Raw genomic sequence first — 20,508 nt, 5'->3', positions numbered from 1 at the left:
CGGTTAATTGTTTAAATCGGTTAACTGCCAATTGAAAACTGTTAACTGAAAACTGATCTACTTAGCTGCATTTTCGATTAACGAGAACAAATATTTTAAAGCGTTCTCATGGCCGTTCGGAATTTCTGCGCTAATATCAGCCGATACCAGATTACCTTTAATCGGATTCGATTTCATGTACACATTACCCATTTTCTCTAAAGTGCTGTTGAATTTTTTAGCAGTTTCTTCGCCACCAATTTCAGAAGCCGGTACTTTGCCTACCAGGTTTTTAGCATTAAACAAAAAGCTGAAATTGTTTTTGCTTAATAGGTTTTTATGTGTTTTGCTAATCTGGCTTTTTACCTGGTTGCTGTTGATCGCCTGTATTTCGGTTAACGAATTACCGAAAAATACAATACCATCTTTAATCAGGAAATAAATATCAATCGGGCTTTTCTTTTCTATTATTTTATAAATGTTGCCCTCGGCGCTTACAAAGTTTTTGTTTACACCATATTTAATCAGTTTGTTAATTAACCTGGTATCATCAGATGAGAACATAAAAAGAAAATCGGGGAGTGTTTCATTTTTAGTTTTTACCACTTCTTTCTGTTTGTAATCATCATCGTAATCGTAAGTCGTGTAGGTTACCTCTTTACTATTTAATCCGTTAATTACAAACAAGGCATCTCCTTTAATTACTTTGCTCACTGCTTCTTCATCGAGTAAAAGAGACAGCAGATCGGCGCCTAAGTCCATTTCTTCATCCATTCGGGCGCCAAGAAATGAGCCATAAGTTTGTTTCATCAGTCTGGGTAATTCTTCCAGGTAAGCTTTGGTATCAATGGCGTAGCTCATAAAACCAATTGCTTTTTCGCTGTTTACATACTTTAAAAAGTTTTTGTTCAGCTTTTTGTTCATGATTTTTTTGTATGATTCAGCCTGTTCTTGTGCCAGTTCTAAACCGGTAGAAATGCGGAAACTCTTGTTATCCATAAACAATTTAGCATTTAAATTGCCGTAACCTTTCATTAAACCCGATTTGCCGTAAGTGCCAAATTCAGGAGCAACCGCATTATAAACATCCTGCAGGCTCGAAACCCAAAGTTCTGCAATCGCTTTGCTATCTAAACTGCTTGTGTAGGATTTGTTATTTTCAATAGATTCGTAGTTGCCGTTAAAAATTTGTTCGGCTTGTGCAGCCATCCAGGTAAAGGCCAGTTTTTTTTGCTTGGCTTCCTGTTCGGCACGTTCCTGCTGGTAATGGTCATAGTCTGCGTTTGCCCTTTCTGTTGCAGGTACTGCTTCTGCAACATCCATGGCAGCATCAGCTATAACTTCTTCTTCAACTTCTTGCTTTGGTTTTACTGCAGCTTTTTTCTTTGCCGGCTTTTTCTTGCCTGAGGCTTTTTTAGCAGTCTTTTTCGAAGCTGTTTTTTGCTTTGCCTTAACCTTTACAGGTGGTGCAGGTACAGCTTCTACCATAGGCTCGTCGGTTGTGGTTACGTATGCCGAATCTACCGCAACAGCGGCGCTATTGGCCAAAGCAGCTTCGTCATTTTGAAACCTGATATCTTTAATGCCATAACGGGCCGATTTAGCCGAATCAGCAAAGAAAGAACTTTTAATGCTGCCGGTAACAAAATACATCATGTTGTTATTCCACTTAATAATGCTGGTACTATCTGGCAATACCATGGTTTTGGTATCGCCGGTGGTTTTAATTTTATTATCCTTGTTGTTAATCAGGCTTTCAAATTTAGTGGCATCTTTTAAGGGAATCAGAAAACAGTTGTAGGTGATGCTATCGGTTAACTGGTTAAAGTAATACATGTTTTTATCCAGGTTAATCCCGAAATCTTCGATAGTAGTAAAGTTTTTATCGAGCGATTTTGAAGTACCTTCAAGTAACTTCTTACCAACAAAAGATTCGTTAAAATCTTTTACAAACATCAGTTTAAAAATATTATCGCCTTTAATTGTGGCCACAGTAAATGCGTTAGCGGGTATTTTTTTAACCAGATCCTGAGCTTTGGCTAAGTTGAATAATAACAGGAGGGAGAAGGAAAATAGAATTTTTTTCATTGGTAATTTTTGTTGTGTGAGCATTGCTCCTGCGTAATTACAGGTAAATGGTTGTGTTATTTAGCTAGTTGTATAGAATTAGATACGTTAATTTTTCCGTTTATTAAATCGGTAATGGTGCTTCTAAGCATCACTGCTTTTTTTGATTTAGATACATTTGATGCCGGATTGGTGCTACTTGTTACAAGCGATTCGAAACGGTAAATGCTGGTATAGGTAGCGCCGTTAAAAACAGCCTTGTCTTTTGGCTTTAATTTGTTGAATTCGGTTTTAGCCGAGCCAATAGCCTGGTACTGTCTGTTAAAAGTTTTAGAGGCCTTGTTGTAACTGTATAACGAGGTATTGGTGGCCTTAATTTTTTGTTGTGCCAGGATGTTTTTGGTGATGTTATTGATATTGGAAACATCTTTAAACGAAAAACTGATGGTCGCAATAAAGTTGTTAAAATCTGTAGTGCTTTTCACATTCGTAATCCCTTCCGATTTTTTTAAATAGGCTACAGCCTCATTTAATTCCTGCTGTATTTTTTGCTTGCTGGGCACTTTATAGCCCTGTACGCTATCCAGCAGCATTACCGAGGCTATTTTGGTTTTACTTTGGCTCAGGTTTATGGTTAGTACCACATCTCCGGTGCCGTCGTTTTTCATCGAAATTTCTTCAATTACTTCAAAACAAGAGCTTAAAAAAGGTAAAAGGACAATAAAAAATAAAAGCTTATAGCATTGGTTGAGGCGCATATTCGTCGCAGGTTAGTTGTTCGTTAATCCGTATTAGTTATCTGGTGCCAAAATTAATCATTTAGGTGATGAAATTTTACCTTCACCGGTAGTTTAAAGTAGAATTAATAAGAACCGATATAAATAAGAACCGAAATTAAAACAAGGTCTACTTAAAAATCAGTTAATTGTCAATATAAAGACAAGAAACCTGTAAAAGAATGCTGGCTATCCCTATTTTTCTATCTTTGTTGCCAGCTTTTACAATATAGATAACCATGAAGAAAAGTGCCATCATTGGATTGATTACCATCGCCATCTCGGTAGGGATTTTATTTAGCTTAAATGCAAATACCGATACCTATTCTAATTTTAAAGAAGCAGCTACTTCTAACAAAGAAGAGCATGTGATGGGGTATTGGGAAAAATCAAAAGGCATGTATTACGATGCGGTTAAAGACGCCAACCATTTCTCTTTTTACATGAAAGATGAAAAAGGCGAAATCCGTGAAGTAATTTATAACGGAACCAAACCGCAGGATTTTGAAAAATCGGAAAAACTGGTACTTATCGGTAAAATGGATAAGGACAAATTCTACGCATCGAAAATTTTAATGAAATGCCCATCTAAATATAACGATAACCTGGTAGAGGTAAATAAAGATGGTAAGGTAGACACCGTAGGGAAATACGGCGAAAAAAAATATAACTAAATTTAATGGATATTCAATTTGTAGGCGAAAACCTGCTGCCGGGTAAAATCGGACAGTTTTTTATTGTACTGGCTTTTAGTGCATCGTTATTATCAACCATCGCATATTTTTATGCCAGTCGCGAGAAAAATTTAGAAGACAAATCATGGCGCAATCTCGGAAGAATTGGATTCCTGGTTAACTGGGCTAGTATTATTGGTATTGGTGCTACGCTTTTCTATTTAATTTTAGGACATTATAACGAATATAACTACGTTTATTTTCACTCATCAAAACAACTTCCAATATACTATATTGTATCGGCCTTTTGGGAAGGACAAGAAGGAAGTTTCTGGCTTTGGGCATTCTGGCAGTCGTTTTTAGGCGCATTACTCATCTGGAAAGCCAAAACATGGGAGCGGCCTGTAATGACAGTGGTGGCTTTTTCTCAAGTGTTTTTAACTTCAATGATGTTAGGCGTTGAGATTTTTGGCGAGCGGATTGGTAGTTCTCCGTTTATCCTGCTTAGAGATGCAGTTGACTTAAAGTCAATGGCACCTGTGGTTTTTGCTAACCCTGAAAATTTTAAAGATTATCTTAAATTCATTACCGATGGCAGGGGATTAAACCCATTATTGCAAAACTATTGGATGGTGATTCACCCGCCAACCTTATTTTTAGGTTTTGCGAGTATGGTTGTTCCATTCGCTTATGGCATTGCAGCCCTTTGGCAAAAAAGATATAAAGAGTGGATTAAACCAGCCATGCCATGGACACTTTTTGCGGTAATGGTTTTAGGTACAGGTATTATTATGGGCTCTTTCTGGGCTTATGAGGCACTGAATTTTGGTGGTTTCTGGGCCTGGGATCCGGTAGAAAATGCTTCTTTAATCCCGTGGTTAACGCTGATTGGTGCAGTACACGTAATGATTGCCTATAAAAACACCGGCCATGCTTATTTTACCGCCATTGCCCTGGTATTTTTAAGCTTCCTGTTGGTACTTTATGCATCGTTCTTAACCCGGAGTGGTATTTTAGGCGATACCTCGGTACACTCATTTACCGATATGGGGATGTTTGGTCACCTGATTTTATACAATGTAGTGTTTGCTGTTTTAGCTATTGCATTAATTGTATGGAGATGGAAAGAACTGCCGATTACCACAAAAGATGAAGAAACCTATTCGCGCGAGTTCTGGATGTTTATTGGTGCTTTAGTAGTAACTGTTGCCTGTATTCAGGTAATTTTCTCTACTTCGGTTCCGGTATTTAACAAAGCATTTGGTACAAATTTTTCTCCGCCTGTTGATGCGGTAAAATATTATAACCAGTGGCAGGCACCTTTTGCTGTACTGATTACCCTGATATCGGGTTTCTCACAATATTTGAAATACAAAAGAACCGATCCGCGTAAATTCTACAGCAGCTTAGTATCTGTAATTATTTTCTCGGTGGTTTTAACCTCAGGTTTGGTATATGTAACAGATGTTTATACCAATACCATGTACATCTTAATTACATTCAGTTGTTTGTTTGCAGTACTTTCAAATGCTGCAGTTTTATATCAGGCATTTGGTGGGAAAGCAAAATTGGCAGGTTCGGCAATTGCGCACATTGGTTTCGCACTTCTTGTTTTAGGGGCATTAATATCGGCAGCTACCAATAAGCCAATTTCAATAAACGCCAATAATTTTATTCCGGTAAAGGATTTTGAAAAAACAGAGAAGCCTGGCGAAAACATCATGCTGTACAAAAATGAGCCTAAACAAATGGGCAAGTACACCGTAACTTATGTAAGCGATACCACTCAGGCTCCGAATACTTTTTACACGCTTAACTTTAAGGTTGTAGATAAACAGGGTAAGGTTAAAGAAGATTTCAACTTGCATCCACATACGCAGGATAACGAGAAAATGGGTTTAATTGCCTCGCCTGATACCAAACATTATTTAACTTATGATGTGTACACACACATTACCAGTGCTGCAGTTAAACAATCTGCCCACGATGATCATGAAGGTCATTCGGATGATGAAAATTACAAAGCACCACGTATTGTTAAAGTTTCAGTAGGAGATACCATCCATACTTCGAGCGGTGTGGTTACAGTTAAAGATTTAAACAGAAAACCTACTGCTAAAGATTTGGCATTGGCACAAGGCGATTATGCTGTGGGCTTACCTTTGGAAATTAATGCTGCAGGCAAAATTTACAACACTGAACCCATTTTCTTAATTAAAGGGAACAATACTTTCGATTTTGCGCGTAAAGTAGATGAGCTGGATCTGAAGTTCCGTTTCTCGAGGGTTTTACCTGATGAGAAAAAAGTAGAGTTACAAATATTTGAAAAACCTCAACAAGCTAAAGACTGGGTAGTTTTCAAAGCAATCGAATTCCCTTTCATCAATTTATATTGGGCAGGTACCATTGTAATGGTGGTTGGTTTCTTGTTGTCTATTTTTAGAAGAAGAAAAGAAGCCAGGATCGGATAAGCACATGGAAATCGTTTTATTAGGTTCGGGAAACGTTGCTACACATTTGGCAAAAGCTTTAAAAGCCAAAGGCGAAAATGTGGTGCAGGTGTACAGCCCAAACCTGGTTAATGGGAAATTGCTGGCCGACAGTATTGCTGCCGAAGCAATAGATGATTTAAATGTAATTAAAACCGATGCCGGTTTGTATATCATTTCGGTAAAAGACGATGCCATTGAAAGCATAGCTGAAGGATTAAAAGCGGTAAGCGGTTTGGTGGTGCATACTTCTGGCACAACAGATATTAAGGTACTATCGGCTCAGGTTAAAAAAGCAGGTGTTTTTTATCCTTTGCAAACCTTTTCTAAAGCGAAAGAAGTTGATTTCGATCGCATTCCGCTTTGTATTGAAGCTACAGACGCTGACCAATTAGAAGTTTTGCACAAACTGGCAGCTAAATTAAGTCAGCAGGTGTACGAACTCGATGGCGAAAAAAGGAAAGTTTTACATCTGGCAGCTGTTTTTGCCTGTAATTTTCCAAACCATTTGTATGCTTTGGCTAATCAGGTTTTGCAGCAAAATGGTCTTAGTTTTGAAATAATCAGGCCTTTAATAGCCGAAACTGCCGATAAGGTAATGACTAACCTGCCCGAAAATGTACAAACCGGACCAGCAGTCAGGGCCGACGAAACCACTATGAATAAGCACTTAAGCATGTTAAAAGATATGCCTGAGTTGCATGAAATTTATCAAACATTAAGCAACAGCATAAAATTAATGTCGAAATAGCATTTTTACGGCTTTTGCTTATTACTTTTGCAAAATAATTATGAGCATTTTTAAACTAAAAATAAATTTTGAAGAAGCAGATCACGAACCGGTAGAATTGCCTATTGCTGCTGGTGAATCTGTTTTAGATGTTTGTCTGGATAACGGAATAGAATTACAGCACAATTGTGGTGGTGTTTGCGGTTGCAGTACCTGCCATGTGTATGTAACCAAAGGGATGGATAATATCGAAGAGATTTCTGATAAAGAAGAAGATTTTATCGATAGGGCAGTACGTCCGAAAATTACTTCGCGTTTAGGTTGCCAATGTGTGGTAATTAACGGCGATATCGAAGTAACCATTCCGGATCAGTCTGGCTTTATGGGACACTAAATTAGTCTTGAGTTCGGAGTCTTTAGTCGCAAGTCCGGAACTTTCTAACATTAAACATTTCAACTTTACAACAAGTTACAACAAGAAACAAAACATGAACAACGATAAATTTGCTTTACCTTTTTACTGGAACGATTACGAAGATATTGCCATGTCTCTATATGAGAAATTTGGCGATGATTTTTCTGAGACCAAAATTTACCGTATCCGTTTTACCGAATTGATTGATTGGGTTTTAGAATTACCTAATTTTAAAGGAACCCGCGAGGAAAGCAACGAAGGTCATTTGGAGCAAATTCAATCGGCCTGGGTATACGAGTGGAGAGATAATCAGTAAGTAGTCCTGAGTCCTCAGTCTTGAGCCAACCCTAAACGCTTACCGCTAAACGCTAAACGCAAGATGTTTCTCCAGAAATTAAAAGAAATCACTACTTTCATTTTCGATGTAGACGGTGTGCTTACCGATGGAAGCGTTCAGGTTACTGATAACGGCCAGTCGCTGCGCACCTTTAACATTAAGGATGGTTATGCCATGCAACTGGCAGTTAAACGCGGTTACAACGTCTGTATCATTTCTGGAGGCGACGGGATAGCGATGGGCAAGCGCTTTTTTAATCTGGGCGTTACCGATGTTTTTTTAGGAACCGGCGATAAAGTTGCCGTTTTTAATCAATACCTGAATAATAAAAATATTACTGCCGGAGAAGTGCTTTACATGGGCGACGATATTCCGGATCTAAAAGTAATGAAATTGGTTGGGCTCCCAACCTGTCCGGCTGATGCCGTTGAGGAAATTAAAGCCATTTCTACCTTCATTTCGCCTTATAACGGAGGCAAAACCGCTGTGCGGGATATTATCGAAAAGGTGATGAAAGTACAGGGAAGGTGGCACGATGAAAATCCTAAAGCTTCAGATTCTGGAGTATAGGTTTATTAGTTCATTAGTCATTCGTTCATTAGTAGATGCAAAACGCCAACCTCCAAACGCTTATTGCATTGTTCATTGGTTAACTGGTTAATTGTTTAAATCGGTTAACTGTCTCCCAACTCTAAACACCGAACTCCAAACTAGTTTATTCAATCAGTATTGACCTTCGCATTATAAAACTCACCTTTTAAAATTTGCAATCCATTAGATTATATCCGAAATTTACACTTATAAATTAATCAATCGATTGATTAATTTATCTTTATAAAAAACATTAACTTTAATTATATGAGCACATATCTCGTACCTGTCGATTTTTCTAAAACTGCAGATCATGCCGCCAAATACGCTGCCAGGCTTAGCTTTGCCATGACCAATGCCAAAATAATTTTGCTTAACGCTTACTACGTTTCCGAATATGAAAGTATTCTGCCTACACCTGATATGCTCGTAACTACTGACGATCGCATTGCCGATGAAATTTCGGAGAGGTTAGCTGCCCTTGAAAAACTAAAAACCAAATTGCTCGAAATCAACCCCCAGGCAGAGGTAGAAGTTTATTTAACCCGCGATACCATTTTAAGATCGGTAATTGACCGTGTAAACCGGGAAGAGATAGAACTGATTATTATCGGCAGCAACGGTAAAAAAGCAAAAGACGAAAGCGATATCGGCTCTAACGCCATTAAAATCTCCAAGTCAAGCCCGGTACCTGTGCTGGTTATACCACCTAAAGCAGATTACCAATCGATCAGAAAAGCTGTTTTAGCCTGCGATTTTAAAAAAGTTAAAGAGGTTATCCCAATGCGTGCACTTAAAAATATTCTGAGCAAACACGCACTCGAACTTTTGGTGCTCAATATCCATTCTGGTCATAATATTGATCACAATGAAGAGCATTTTCTGCACGATATGTTAAAGGATTTTTCACCAGCCTATCATTACTCCGACCATCCTGATACGATTAAAGGCATTGTGAAATTTGCTAAAAATGAGGGTGCTCAACTTATTATTGCATTACCTAAGAAGTACAGCTTTTTTGAAAGTTTACTGCACGAAAGCGTATCACAGAAGTTAACCATCAAATCGCATGTACCGGTGCTGCTGCTTAAAGATTAAAACTTTTAATCTGCAACAGCTAAGTTACAATTCGTCATTAAACTATTAATTTGTTTTCTACTCCAACCAGTCAATTTTCAACCAAAAACAACAAAAAACATGAAAAAATTATTAATGATCTGCGGATTGATGCTAGGTATAGCTGGTTTCGCTAATGCACAACAAGGCGGCGGACAAGGTAGAATGATGATGAAACCTGAAGACCGTGTAAAACAATTAGACGAGAAATTAAAACTGTCTGACGATCAGAAAACAAAATTAACCACTGTTTTTACTGAGCAGGCAGAAACCATGAAAAAAATGCGCGAAGAAATGCAAGGTGGCGGAGACAGAGATGCAATGAGAGAAAAAATGCAAAAAATGCGTGCTGAAAATGATGCAAAAGTTACAGCTGTATTAACCGACGATCAGAAAAAAACATACGAAGCCTGGCAGAAAGAAATGCGTGCCGAAATGGAAAAACGCAGACAAGGTGGCGGAAATAATTAATCTTTGAAAAATATCAAATAAGAAAAGCGGCTTTAGGTCGCTTTTCTTATTTTAGCGGAAAATTAAAATATGTCAGTTCAATTTCCGCCCATCATTTTAGCCTCTAAATCGCCACGCCGTCAGGAACTTTTAACCCTGATGGGACTCGATTTTAAGGTCGAATTGAAAGATGTGGATGAAAGTTACCCTGAAGGCTTGAGCCCGGCTGAGATTGCAGTTTACATATCAGGACAAAAAGCCAAAGCTTTTACTGGTGATGGTGAAATTGTAATTACCGCCGATACCATTGTAGCTTTAAACGGCGAAATTTTAGGAAAACCTACAGACCGTGCACATGCCCAGGAGATGCTAAAAAAGTTATCGGGTAGCAAACACGAGGTTTTTACCGGAGTAACGCTGGTTAAAGGCGAAAGGATGTATTCTTTTTATGATCGTACCGCAGTTACCTGTAAAGCGGTTACCGCAACAGAAATAGATTTCTATATCGATAACTATAAACCCTTTGATAAAGCAGGCAGCTATGGCGTGCAGGATTGGTGGGGAATTGTAGTTGTTGAACGTATTGAAGGCTCTTATACCAATGTGATGGGGCTACCTACAGAAAAGCTTTATAATGAGCTGCTAAAATTTATTTAAACTGCTTTGTGGAATTCTGTTAAAACTTTCATCATCTAACAAAATTAGCAAGATGAAAGTTCCGTTTAACGAAATCACCATAGCCGAACCCTGTACACAGAACTGGGAAGAAATGCAAAAAGGATCAGGCTTTAATTTCTGTGCCGCCTGCAGTAAAAATGTTATCGATTTTTCAGGCTATACCAATGCCCAGATTATTCAAACATTGGCAAGTGCCAGTTCTAGCGTGTGCGGCCGGTTAAGCCGGGCACAATTAAACCAGCTCAACTATCATTTAACCCTTGTGCCGGCAACCAATAGGAACTGGATGAAATACCTGGGCGTACTGGCCATTGGCGTAAGTATTTTTGTGCAAGATGCAAAAGCTGAAAGTTTCAAAACACCCGTTGAAACTTCTAAAACTATTCAATACAAGTCTGACGATAAAAAGCCTGCGATACCAAAAAAAATATATGGATATGTAATTGGGATTGACAACAAACCTGCTGCTGGTGTAAAGATATCGATCTTCGATACCCAATATTCGGTATTGACTGATAAAAATGGGCGTTACGAAATTATTTTAGACCATAAATTTGATACCACTAAGAACCAACTGATGATTGAAAACGCGAAGTATTCAGGTTTTTTATTACTCAACTTTTCTAAAGCGAAACAGAATGACCTTAAGCTTAAAAAAGCCGAGTCAATGATAATGGGTAAGATCATCATGACTACAAAAAAATAAACTAAGTAAATTACGCTTCAATCTCTCCATGATCTGTACATTTTTGTACAGGTCATTTTTTTTAGATCTGACTGGCCAAAACGCCCATTTTTAAATCGTATGTAGAAAGTGTTAGCCTGTTTATTTTACAGCGGCCTAAAACATAGTTGGTTATTAAGGAGGCGATTACAATCATATCAACCCGTAAGGGAATAATGCCCGGCATTTCTACGCGTTGCTGGTGGGTGGAGTTAATCAGCTTTATAGCTATTTCAATGTAATCATCATAGTTAAACGGATAGGTTTTGATTTGCGCAATGTCTGCAAACTGGTTTTGTTTTCTGGTAACCAGTTCAGCAAAGGTTTCAAAGGCACCAGCCGAGCCAATTAAAATTTGCGGTTTATATTTTTCGCAGATTTCGAAAAGATCTGTCAGCTGTTCCTGCACGTGAAAAAGAATGGCCTGTTTATCTTCGTCAGAAAGGGGATCGGATTTAAAGAATCGTTGCATTAAGCGTGCTGCGCCAATGTTGTAACTCTTTTTCCAGATTAATTGTTCGGTATCGCAAAGAATAAATTCTACACTGCCGCCGCCAATATCCATAACTAAGGATAACTCTTGTATGGCTCCGCTCAATTTTACGCCCAGGTAAATCAATTCAGCTTCTTCATCGCCGCTAATGGTTTCGATGCTGATGCCGGTTGTTTCCTTAACTGCCTTTACAAAATCGTTACCGTTTTCGGCACTTCTAACCGCCGAAGTTGCTGTTGCCCTTATGCGATCGACCTTATGCTCCGAAATGGTTTGATGAAAGGTTTTAAGGCAATTTAGCCCCCTTTCAAATGCCGTTGGGATAATCAGGTTATCATTAATGCGGCCTTCTCCCAGTTTAACGGGAACGTTGGTTTTGTATAAAATTTCGGGATCATTTCCTGTTGCTTCAGCAATAAGCAGGTGGAAGGTGTTGGTGCCCAGATCGATAACAGCAATGCGCATAATAATCAGGTTTAGGAAAGCAAAAGCAGTAGCTTTTCGGTGCCGCTAGTCCTGCTATCCATTAAATTTCGTTATTGTTGGTGCTAAATTAAGGTTAGTACAACGAAATACCATTGCTATCAGGTTTATTTTATTTCAACCATTGCATTTAGGTAAATAGAAGGACCTGAGTATTATTTTATGGCTAGTTGTAACTGCCTCGCATTATGCAAGGCTGCTGTGCCCCATGTATTGTTAAAATAAACAAAAACCTCTTTGGTAGTCGTGTTAATTTGTTCCGGAAAAGCCTCAATCAATGCCTTGTCGTATTCAGATTTATAAAGCACGGGCTTACCATGAAAGCGATAGTACACGGTATTGGTATTTTGAATCACGGTATCGGGCAGGGCAGAGGGGTAACTTTGACCGCTAAAAATAATGCCGCTATGCGCAAGTTCTTGATAAATCTCCTCGTTAAACCAGCTCAGATGCCGAAACTCGACCACATTCTGATAATCTGGATTTAAATTTTTAGTTAATCTGCTCATCCGCTCAGCTGTAAATTCAAATTTAGGTGGAAACTGGAATAAGATACAACCAATTTTGTCCTTTAAACCTGTCTGAACAGCAGTATAGAAATCGTTGAGGAGTGTTTTACAATCATTAAGCTGCTTATAGTGGGTTATTAAACGCGGAGCTTTAATGGTAAATACAAAATCACCAGGGCTTTCATCGTACCATTTTTCGAACGATTTTTGCGTTGGCATCCGGTAAAAGGTTGAATTAATTTCTATGGTATTGAAGTGCTGGCAATAATATTTAAACCAGTTTTTTTGTGCGAGGCCTTTTGGGTAGAATACTTCTTTCCATTCGCGGTAATAAAATCCAGAACAACCAATTCTCCATTTCATGTATAGAGAACAGACTCTCTAAAAAAAGGTTTATTATCCGTTGTAAATGGCTATAAAAATAATTAGTGAAAAGCCAATATAACCAGAGAGTTTTAAATAAATGTTGTCTTTTTTACCTAAGAAACCCAGTGTTAATGCAAATAATAAATACAAGATTAAAAGGATTAAAAAAACACCAAAAGGCGAATGATGGTTTTTTGTATGATCATGTTGTATCGTTGATGTAAAAAACACTTTAAGTAAAAGAGATGTGAGCCATCCTACAAGATATAAAGTAAATATTGACCACAGTATCGGATGCTTTTTCAAGATTCATTTAGATTTTTATATTAATACTCATTTGTCGATATGGTAACCTATAAACATTGCACTTCGGGTAAGCATGGCGTATAAAACAAAAAAACCGATGCTTGCGACATCGGTTTCCTAACTATATGGAATTAATTACTCAAAATACTCTTTCATTCTTTCGAAGAAGTTCTTGTCGTTTTTGCCTGGTTGAGGCTTAAAGTTCGGAGATTCGCGTAGTTTCTCTAAAGTACTTCTTTCTTCGCTGCTGAGCGCTTTTGGTGTCCAGATGTTGATGTGTATAATTTCATCACCTCTGTGGTAAGAGTTCACCTCTGGTAAACCTTTGCCTTTTAAACGCAATAATTTTCCGCTTTGCGTACCCGGATCGATTTTAATTTTGGCTTTGCCATCAATTGTAGGTACTTCAATGCTCATGCCTAAAGCCGCATCAACAAAACTCAAATGTAAATCGTAAACAATATTATTGCCTTCGCGTTTTAAGGTTTCGTGTGGAACTTCTTCGATCAGGATAATTAAATCGCCCGGAATACCACCATTTGGCGCTGCATTTCCTTTGCCGCTCATGCTTAGCTGCATGCCTTCGCTTACACCTGCAGGAATGTTAATGGTAATGGTTTCTTCGCCACGTACAACACCATCGCCATGGCATACATTACATTTAGAAGTAATTTGCTGACCGCTTCCGTTACAGGTAGGACAGGTAGATGCAGTTTGCATCTGGCCCAAAATGGTATTGGTTACCCTGCGCACCTGGCCGCTACCACCGCAGGTACCGCAAGTACTTACCGATGATTTATCTTTTGCACCAGAACCATCGCAGGTTTTACAAACAATCAGTTTATTAACCTTAATTTTCTTTTCGGCACCATGGGCAATTTCTTCAAGCGTTAGTTTAACCTTAATACGCAGGTTAGAACCTTTAGCTACACGACGGCCACCACGTTGCTGGCCACCGCCACCGCCGCCAAAAAAGCTTTCGAATGGGTTATGACCACCAAAAATATCCCCAAAATTACTGAAGATATCATCCATGTTCATATTGCCGCCACCATAGCCACCAGAAGCACTGCTGCCTACACCGGCATGGCCAAACTGATCGTAACGCTGTTTCTTTTCAGGGCTGCTTAAAACTTCGTATGCTTCTGCAGCTTCTTTAAATTTATCCTCAGCGGCTTTATCTCCAGGGTTTTTATCCGGGTGATATTTAATCGCCATCTTACGGTAAGCCTTCTTTATCTCGTCAGCAGCTGCGCTTTTGGTTACGCCTAGTACGTCGTAATAATCTCTTTTACTCATTTTCTTTGTAACATGTTGAAATGTTTGAAAGTTAGAACGTTCAATGTTCCCATACTCAAACAAACATTCCCTTTATTTTTTTATTGATTGGAGATCATTGCTGAAATTGCTGTTTACAACATTCCAATCTTTAACCTTCCAATTTTTCAATTCTTTTAAGCGCCAACTACTACTTTAGCGAAGCGAATCACATTATCATTTAAAGTATAACCTTTTTCAACCTCGTCAATAACTTTACCTTTTAAATCTTCGGTAGGGGCAGGGATATTGGTAATGGCTTCGTGGAAATCGGTATTAAAAGGCTGGCTGATGCTTTCAACATCTTTCAAACCTTTTTGTGCCAAAGTATTTTTCAATTTGGTACTTACCAGTAAAACTCCTTCTTTAACCGGGGCAACTTCGCTGGCACTTTCCATGGCTTTTAATGCACGGTCAAAATCGTCTAAAACTGGTAAAAGCGATACAATTACATCTTTACCAGCAGTTTGCAACAACTCTACGCGTTCTTTTTGCGTACGGCGTTTGTAATTATCGAACTCTGCATATAAACGCAGGTATTTATCGTTAAGCTGTTGAACTTCTGCCTGCAATTTCTCTTCGGCAGTTAATTCTGGTGCTTGTTCAGTTTCATTTGCAGCGGCATCAGTATTTTCTACATTTTCGGTAGCATTTTCTGATGTATTTTCAGTATTCATTATATTTTCTTCTTTATCGTTATTTTTCTTCTTATTAAACATAATATCGGGCTGAATTTTTTTGTGTTAATCTCAACTATTTTGCCATAAACGTAAATCAGCCAAGCTGTCAGATTTATTTGTAATTATCTGAACAGTTTGGCTGATTAGCTGACGGATGTCAGAATTTTTTATGCTATTTGTGCACTTTCGTGAACAATGCCATTTTCACATTTGATAATGCGCGATGGGAAAGTGCGGATGATGTGATAATCATGTGTGGCCATTAAAACCGCTGTTCCGGCTTGACTAATTTGTTTCAACAGCGTTACAATTTCTTCCGAAGTTTCGGGATCTAAGTTACCTGTCGGTTCATCGGCCAGGATAATTTCGGGGTCGTTAAGCAAAGCCCTTGCAATTACAATACGCTGCTGCTCGCCACCAGAAATTTCGTGCGGCATTTTTTTGATCTTAGAGCGTAGGCCTACTTTATCCAAAACATCTTTAATACGCTCGTTAATCAGCTTTTCGTCTTTCCAGCCGGTAGCTTTCAGCACAAATTCGAGGTTTTTTTCAATTGTCCTGTCAGTAAGTAACTGAAAATCCTGAAAAACCACGCCCAGTTTACGGCGTAAAAAAGGTACCTGGCTTTCTTTCAGGTTTTTAAGGTCGAAACCTGCAATATTACCCTCACCATTGCCAATATGAAGGTCGCCGTACAATATTTTAAGCAAACTACTCTTGCCAGAACCGGTTTGACCGATTAAGAATATAAATTCGTCTTTTTCGATGTGTAAATTTACGTTTGAGAGTACCAGATGTTTCTGTTGAAAAACATCAACATTGCTTAAATGAATTACTGCGTTACCTGCCATATATTATATTTCTAATTTTGCAATCTGCCCAAAAGGCAGGTCTTTAACCATTTCCATAATGTAATCTTGCTTGTCGCCAAGCCCCAGTTTCTCCAACGATTTGTCGGGTCTGTCTACCCTGAAATAAGCTAAAAGTGTAAACTTATCGTCTCTTAACTGTACGTAATCCGGAATTTTGGCTATGCCTTTAACTTTAACGATATACATTGTGCTCAAAAATAGCATTTCCAAATGATAAGCGGAAGTATGAATCCCTTTTTATCTGACTAACATGAGCCAGCCGGTGTAAGTTTGGAAATCTTCGTTTAAATAAACAGAATAATAATACACAGCAGGGGGGAGGTCTTTTCCATTCATTTTGCCATCCCAGGGCTTATAAGGGCCTGTACTTTGGTACACCAGATTGCCGTAACGGTTCATAATTTTGACAACGGGGTTATGAAACGATGCTGTTGCAGGGATATTCCAGGTATCATTTACATTATCTCCATTTGGAGAAAAAGTATTGGGAATAACCACTTTTGGATAAACGGTTATGTTAACCTCATCGCTACTGCTGCTACAGCCTAAATTGGAGGTAGCCTGTAAGGTATAGGTGATATCGTGCGGAGGGCTGGCAACAGGATTCAATTTGGTCGGATCATCAAGGTAATCGGAAGGTGTCCATAAATAAGTAACATCGTCCGAAACCTTACCATTTAAAGTTATTTTTTGCCCGTTAACGATTTTTTGATCAACGCCGGCATCAGCCTTTGCATTTTTGTTTACATGAACAGTTATCTGTGCTGTTTCCGAACAGCCATTATTAGTAACCCTTACGGTATAGGTTGTGGTTTCGGTCGGGCTGGCCACAGGATCAGGGCTTTGTGGATCTGAAAGTCCGGTTGCAGGTTGCCACAGATATTCTGTACCACCAGATGCCGCTAACTGAATTGATTTACCCTCGCAAATGGTAGCGGTTTGGATATTGGTGGTTATGATTATCGGATCGTGCACCAACACCTGGATTGATGCCGGAGAAGTACATCCGTTTGCTGTAACCTGAACAGTGTACTCGCCCTCCATGGCTTTGGTTGCATTAATAATGGTAGGATTTTGAGCAGTTGAATTGTATCCGTTTGGCCCGCTCCAAAGATAACTCGTTCCGCCAGATGCAAATAATTGGATGGTACTGCCATTACAGAACGGGCCAAAGTTTTCAGCTCTGGCAACGGGTAAAGGGTTTACTGTTACGGTAATCGGATCGGATACAGCCCTGCAATTAACTTTATCGATATTCCCGTTAATGGCTGTAATTAAGCGGTATTGATAAGTACCCGCTGGCTGATTTGAAAAGTTGATTGTCGCTTGTTTTGTTGTTAAACCCGTGATATCAACCCAGCCATTGCCCTTGTTTTCCTGCCATTGGTAAACAGGATTGGTATATTCTGGTAAAATATTGGCGTTTACAGTAAAGCTATTGGTATTCCCCTCACACATATTTAATGAACTATTGTTGAGGTTAAAATAAGGAGTGATTGCGGGGCCACAAGCTTGTACCGTAATATCATCTAAAGCAAAATCGTTACCACTATTGGTCTGCGTGTCGTTTATCAGTTGCAAGGTTACAGTAGAATTGTTTCCGTTGCTAAAATCAAGTGTATATTGGTGCCACCTTCCATCTGCCGTTACATTTCCGGTTGAGGCATTACCTAAAAGGTTACCGTTAGGATCAATTACCTTTAAAATCATATTTGGGGGCTGGGCATTTGCTGTAGCCGAGTTGGTATTAAGTACCCAGATAGATAAACGTAAAAGTGTATTTGGGCAAAGATCATCCATTTTTTGCTCAAAAAACACAGTTTTGGTCGCAATACCATCAATTAAAAGCATTAAGCCATTGGTATCGCCGGTATGATCTGCATGAGGCTGCCAGTAAATAGGATAGGGGTTGCCTGGGGTAGCAGGTGTTTTAACCAAACCCGATTGATTGGGTGCTAAAGCGCTAGGATTTGGCCCCGGAGGTCCCATAAAAGTTGTAAAAGTAGTCGCGCCCGGAGCATATTGGGCTAAAGGACCATACCAGTTATCGGTGTTGTTGCCCTGTCCAAATGTCTGGTTAATTAAAGGCTGCCCAAAATTACCGGTGCATACCTGCGCTTCAGCAAAATCTGCAAATAGCAAAATACAAACAAAGGATAGCGCTTTTATTAAACGATACATCTACTGGCTCAGGTCAATTGGCTAATATCTGAATAAAAAACTGTAATCCAATTGCTTAGCGCGATCAATTTAGCCCATTCAAAAACTCAATTGTATTTACATTATCAGCATAATCCAACAGTTTAGGGTGCTGGCTTTGGCCGAAATCAAAACTGGCTATGTTAATTGGCGATTTGGTAACCACACATTGAATATCTGCTGCTTTATCTTTCAGTTTATCTTCTACATCCTGCAGGTTTTCATATTCTTCGTAATAAAGTACTGCCAGTGGTGAAGCTAGGTTTTCATCTTCTTTTAACAGTAAAAAACCGTTATCGAAATGTTTGGCTGCATTTACCAGGTAGATAGATTTATTGTAATCGTAATTGTTCTGGTATTTAAAGTGGTTAATAATCTGGTTATGGCTTTCTATGCCTTCGTACAAATGGGCCACGTCATAGCCTTTCGGGAAATAGATTTTAGAAACATTGCGGCAACCCAGACCAAAGTAATCGAAAATATCGGCAGCCAGGTTTTGGAGATCTGCATTGCTTTCTGTTCCATCTAAAACAGCAACACTATTTCTGTTTTTGCGGATGATGTTAGGGACTTTGCTGAAATAGTAATCGAAGTACCGCGAAGAATTATTACTTCCGGTGGCAATTACCGCGTCAAAATCTTTTAAACGCTCTACATATTCAATTTTATCTGCAAAAGCGGGTTCAATATTAATCAATTCGGCAATTACTGTTTTAATCAGTTTATCATCTGATGAAGAAAGCTTGATTAATGCAATGTTTCCAGTGGCTAAAACGCATAAAACATCATGTAAACCCACTAACGGAATGTTTCCTGCCAGGATTAAACCAACCTTTTTAGGCGAGGTGCTAAACTTTACTGACTGGAACCAAATGGCTAAATCTGCCTCATTTAGCATGGCCGCAAAAGATAAAACAGATTTTTTTATATTTTCCTGAGTGAACCAGGCATTGGAACTTTCTGCACTATAAAGTGCATTTCCTAGTATGTCAGTAGGGTTTATAAGCTTTTTACCGAGTTCACCAAATGCGTTAATTGCTTTTTCTTGAGTTAATGCTGACATATTTAGAATTATTATTAATTGATTATATCTTATATTTGCAGCGCAAAGGTAAACTAAGCAAAAGAATTAGACGAAAACATGGCAATTAAAATAACAGATGAGTGTATAAATTGTGGGGCATGTGAACCAGAATGTCCAAATAACGCAATTTACGATGCCGGAACTGCATGGCGTTTTTCTGATGGTACCAATTTAAACGGTATCATTGATTTTGGTAATCAACAAATCGAAGCTGATGCAACTCAGGAAGCAGTTTCAGATGAAGTATATTATATCGTATCAGATAAATGTACGGAGTGTAAAGGTTTTCACGATGAGCCTCAGTGTGCGGCAGTATGTCCGGTTGATTGTTGTGTGGACGACGAGGATATCCGCGAAACAGAAGAAGAATTATTGGCTAAGAAAGCCTGGTTACACCAGGAAGGATAGGCGAAAGATATTAAATGAAAAAAGTCTCGGTTTTATTAAATCGAGACTTTTTTTGTTTAGAAGATTTTTAATTGCTTATGCCACGGATGCAGGGATTTGTTTTTTGTATCTTGCAAACCAATAAGCCATGAACGAGTAATCACGCCAAGTATTCACAGATTAACACGGATGTATTTTTGCACCATGCTAACTAATAAACTAATGACCAATAAACCATTTAATTAATCCACCTCACACTTATTCGGGATAATTAAAACCGGGCAAGCCGATTTCCGGGCAACATGTTCGGCTACACTTCCCATTAAAAAGTGGTACAATCCGGTGCGGCCGTAGGTTCCGATAACAATCAGATCCGATCCCCATGCATCTGATTGCTGGATAATACCGTGCGCGGCGGTATCTACCACACTGAGATAAGTGGTTTTAATTTCCTTACTGTACTTAGCTTCCATTTCTTTAAGTAAAACATGACTATTCTCTTCGCTATTATCGTAAGTTTCTAAGAATACCGGCGCCAATGTTAAATCGGGATTTACATTGGCAGGTATGGGTTCGATAATATTAACCAATGCTACTTCTGCTCCAAATTTTTCTGCCATGTCGTAACCGGCTTTTGCCGCCTTTTCTGAGCAGGTACTGTTATCAACGGCAATTAATATCTTTTTAAAGTTCATAGCGTGTATATTTAAAAGGTTATCATCATAAAAATAACAAATTTGCAGGCAAAATGTTAGGCAATGGATGTATTTTATTAGTTTTACTCTA

At 38.7% G+C, this 20,508-nt stretch carries 22 protein-coding genes; 11 read left to right on the top strand and 11 right to left on the bottom strand.

Annotation, left to right across the window (positions count from 1 at the left end; all coding sequences use genetic code 11):
• Nucleotides 1-57 precede the first annotated feature (57 nt).
• Together BLR37_RS15470 and BLR37_RS15465 are read right to left on the bottom strand one after the other, a co-directional pair.
• The gene (locus tag BLR37_RS15470) at nt 58-2,067 is read right to left on the bottom strand and encodes a hypothetical protein (RefSeq protein WP_143009583.1); all 2,010 of its coding nucleotides are present in this window, start codon (nt 2,065-2,067) and stop codon (nt 58-60) included.
• Nucleotides 2,068-2,123: 56 nt separating this feature from the next.
• Complete coding sequence (locus BLR37_RS15465) at nt 2,124-2,804, bottom strand: hypothetical protein (protein ID WP_090770031.1); 681 nt, start codon at nt 2,802-2,804, stop codon at nt 2,124-2,126.
• 257 nt (nt 2,805-3,061) lie between these two features.
• On the opposite strand from BLR37_RS15465, the gene BLR37_RS15460 reads away from it, so the two are divergent.
• The 10 genes from BLR37_RS15460 (at nt 3,062) to BLR37_RS15415 (ending at nt 11,008) form a co-directional block, all read left to right on the top strand.
• Complete coding sequence (locus BLR37_RS15460; RefSeq protein WP_039476977.1) at nt 3,062-3,496, top strand: cytochrome c maturation protein CcmE domain-containing protein; 435 nt, start codon at nt 3,062-3,064, stop codon at nt 3,494-3,496.
• Between the two features lie 5 nt (nt 3,497-3,501).
• Nucleotides 3,502-5,967 carry a heme lyase CcmF/NrfE family subunit gene (locus tag BLR37_RS15455; protein ID WP_090770029.1) on the top strand — a complete coding sequence of 822 codons (2,466 nt, stop codon included), beginning with the start codon at nt 3,502-3,504 and terminating at the stop codon, nt 5,965-5,967.
• Between the two features lie 4 nt (nt 5,968-5,971).
• Nucleotides 5,972-6,736, top strand: coding sequence for a Rossmann-like and DUF2520 domain-containing protein (locus tag BLR37_RS15450; protein WP_090770027.1), 765 nt, complete (start codon nt 5,972-5,974; stop codon nt 6,734-6,736).
• 40 nt (nt 6,737-6,776) lie between these two features.
• The gene (locus BLR37_RS15445) at nt 6,777-7,109 is read left to right on the top strand and encodes a 2Fe-2S iron-sulfur cluster-binding protein (RefSeq protein WP_039476720.1); all 333 of its coding nucleotides are present in this window, start codon (nt 6,777-6,779) and stop codon (nt 7,107-7,109) included.
• 94 nt (nt 7,110-7,203) lie between these two features.
• Nucleotides 7,204-7,446: a Fe-S cluster assembly protein IscX gene (iscX, locus tag BLR37_RS15440; RefSeq protein ID WP_039476722.1), complete on the top strand. Its 243-nt coding sequence runs from the start codon at nt 7,204-7,206 to the stop codon at nt 7,444-7,446.
• Between the two features lie 63 nt (nt 7,447-7,509).
• Nucleotides 7,510-8,037: a KdsC family phosphatase gene (locus BLR37_RS15435; protein ID WP_039476725.1), complete on the top strand. Its 528-nt coding sequence runs from the start codon at nt 7,510-7,512 to the stop codon at nt 8,035-8,037.
• A gap of 288 nt (nt 8,038-8,325) precedes the next feature.
• Nucleotides 8,326-9,156 carry a universal stress protein gene (locus tag BLR37_RS15430; RefSeq protein WP_090770026.1) on the top strand — a complete coding sequence of 277 codons (831 nt, stop codon included), beginning with the start codon at nt 8,326-8,328 and terminating at the stop codon, nt 9,154-9,156.
• Nucleotides 9,157-9,255: 99 nt separating this feature from the next.
• A complete protein-coding gene (locus tag BLR37_RS15425; RefSeq protein WP_090770023.1) occupies nt 9,256-9,645 on the top strand; it encodes a hypothetical protein in 390 nt (129 codons plus the stop codon).
• 69 nt (nt 9,646-9,714) lie between these two features.
• Nucleotides 9,715-10,281 (top strand): Maf family protein, encoded by a 567-nt coding sequence (locus BLR37_RS15420; protein WP_090770022.1) that lies wholly within the window; start codon nt 9,715-9,717, stop codon nt 10,279-10,281.
• A 52-nt stretch (nt 10,282-10,333) separates the two neighbouring features.
• On the top strand, nt 10,334-11,008 hold the full coding sequence (locus BLR37_RS15415) for a carboxypeptidase-like regulatory domain-containing protein (protein ID WP_090770020.1): 675 nt from the start codon (nt 10,334-10,336) through the stop codon (nt 11,006-11,008).
• A gap of 61 nt (nt 11,009-11,069) precedes the next feature.
• Here BLR37_RS15415 and BLR37_RS15410 read toward each other — a convergent pair whose 3' ends face one another.
• The 8 genes from BLR37_RS15410 to BLR37_RS15370 form a co-directional block, all read right to left on the bottom strand.
• The gene (locus tag BLR37_RS15410; RefSeq protein WP_090770018.1) at nt 11,070-11,984 is read right to left on the bottom strand and encodes a Ppx/GppA phosphatase family protein; all 915 of its coding nucleotides are present in this window, start codon (nt 11,982-11,984) and stop codon (nt 11,070-11,072) included.
• Between the two features lie 173 nt (nt 11,985-12,157).
• On the bottom strand, nt 12,158-12,874 hold the full coding sequence (locus tag BLR37_RS15405; protein ID WP_090770016.1) for a DUF72 domain-containing protein: 717 nt from the start codon (nt 12,872-12,874) through the stop codon (nt 12,158-12,160).
• Between the two features lie 444 nt (nt 12,875-13,318).
• Nucleotides 13,319-14,482, bottom strand: a complete 1,164-nt coding sequence (dnaJ, locus tag BLR37_RS15395; protein WP_039476742.1) for a molecular chaperone DnaJ — start codon at nt 14,480-14,482, stop codon at nt 13,319-13,321.
• 155 nt (nt 14,483-14,637) lie between these two features.
• Nucleotides 14,638-15,219, bottom strand: a complete 582-nt coding sequence (locus BLR37_RS15390; protein WP_090770013.1) for a nucleotide exchange factor GrpE — start codon at nt 15,217-15,219, stop codon at nt 14,638-14,640.
• Nucleotides 15,220-15,347: 128 nt separating this feature from the next.
• A complete protein-coding gene (locus tag BLR37_RS15385; RefSeq protein WP_039476744.1) occupies nt 15,348-16,031 on the bottom strand; it encodes a cell division ATP-binding protein FtsE in 684 nt (227 codons plus the stop codon).
• A 3-nt stretch (nt 16,032-16,034) separates the two neighbouring features.
• Entirely contained in the window at nt 16,035-16,238 is a 204-nt protein-coding gene (locus tag BLR37_RS15380) for a hypothetical protein (RefSeq protein ID WP_039476747.1), read from the bottom strand.
• Between the two features lie 51 nt (nt 16,239-16,289).
• Complete coding sequence (locus tag BLR37_RS15375; RefSeq protein ID WP_090770011.1) at nt 16,290-18,233, bottom strand: T9SS type B sorting domain-containing protein; 1,944 nt, start codon at nt 18,231-18,233, stop codon at nt 16,290-16,292.
• A 64-nt stretch (nt 18,234-18,297) separates the two neighbouring features.
• Entirely contained in the window at nt 18,298-19,314 is a 1,017-nt protein-coding gene (locus tag BLR37_RS15370; RefSeq protein ID WP_090770009.1) for an acyl-CoA reductase, read from the bottom strand.
• 78 nt (nt 19,315-19,392) lie between these two features.
• Between BLR37_RS15370 and BLR37_RS15365 the strand changes: the two genes are divergently transcribed.
• Complete coding sequence (locus tag BLR37_RS15365) at nt 19,393-19,743, top strand: 4Fe-4S dicluster domain-containing protein (RefSeq protein WP_090770007.1); 351 nt, start codon at nt 19,393-19,395, stop codon at nt 19,741-19,743.
• Nucleotides 19,744-19,964: 221 nt separating this feature from the next.
• Here the strand turns inward: BLR37_RS15365 and BLR37_RS15360 are convergent, their stop codons facing one another.
• The gene (locus BLR37_RS15360; protein ID WP_090770005.1) at nt 19,965-20,417 is read right to left on the bottom strand and encodes a universal stress protein; all 453 of its coding nucleotides are present in this window, start codon (nt 20,415-20,417) and stop codon (nt 19,965-19,967) included.
• Between the last annotated feature and the right edge of the window lie 91 nt (nt 20,418-20,508).

The sequence above is a fragment of the Pedobacter soli genome, assembly GCF_900101435.1.
Lineage (GTDB): Bacteria > Bacteroidota > Bacteroidia > Sphingobacteriales > Sphingobacteriaceae > Pedobacter > Pedobacter soli.
This window is presented reverse-complemented; position numbering and strand designations above follow the sequence as displayed.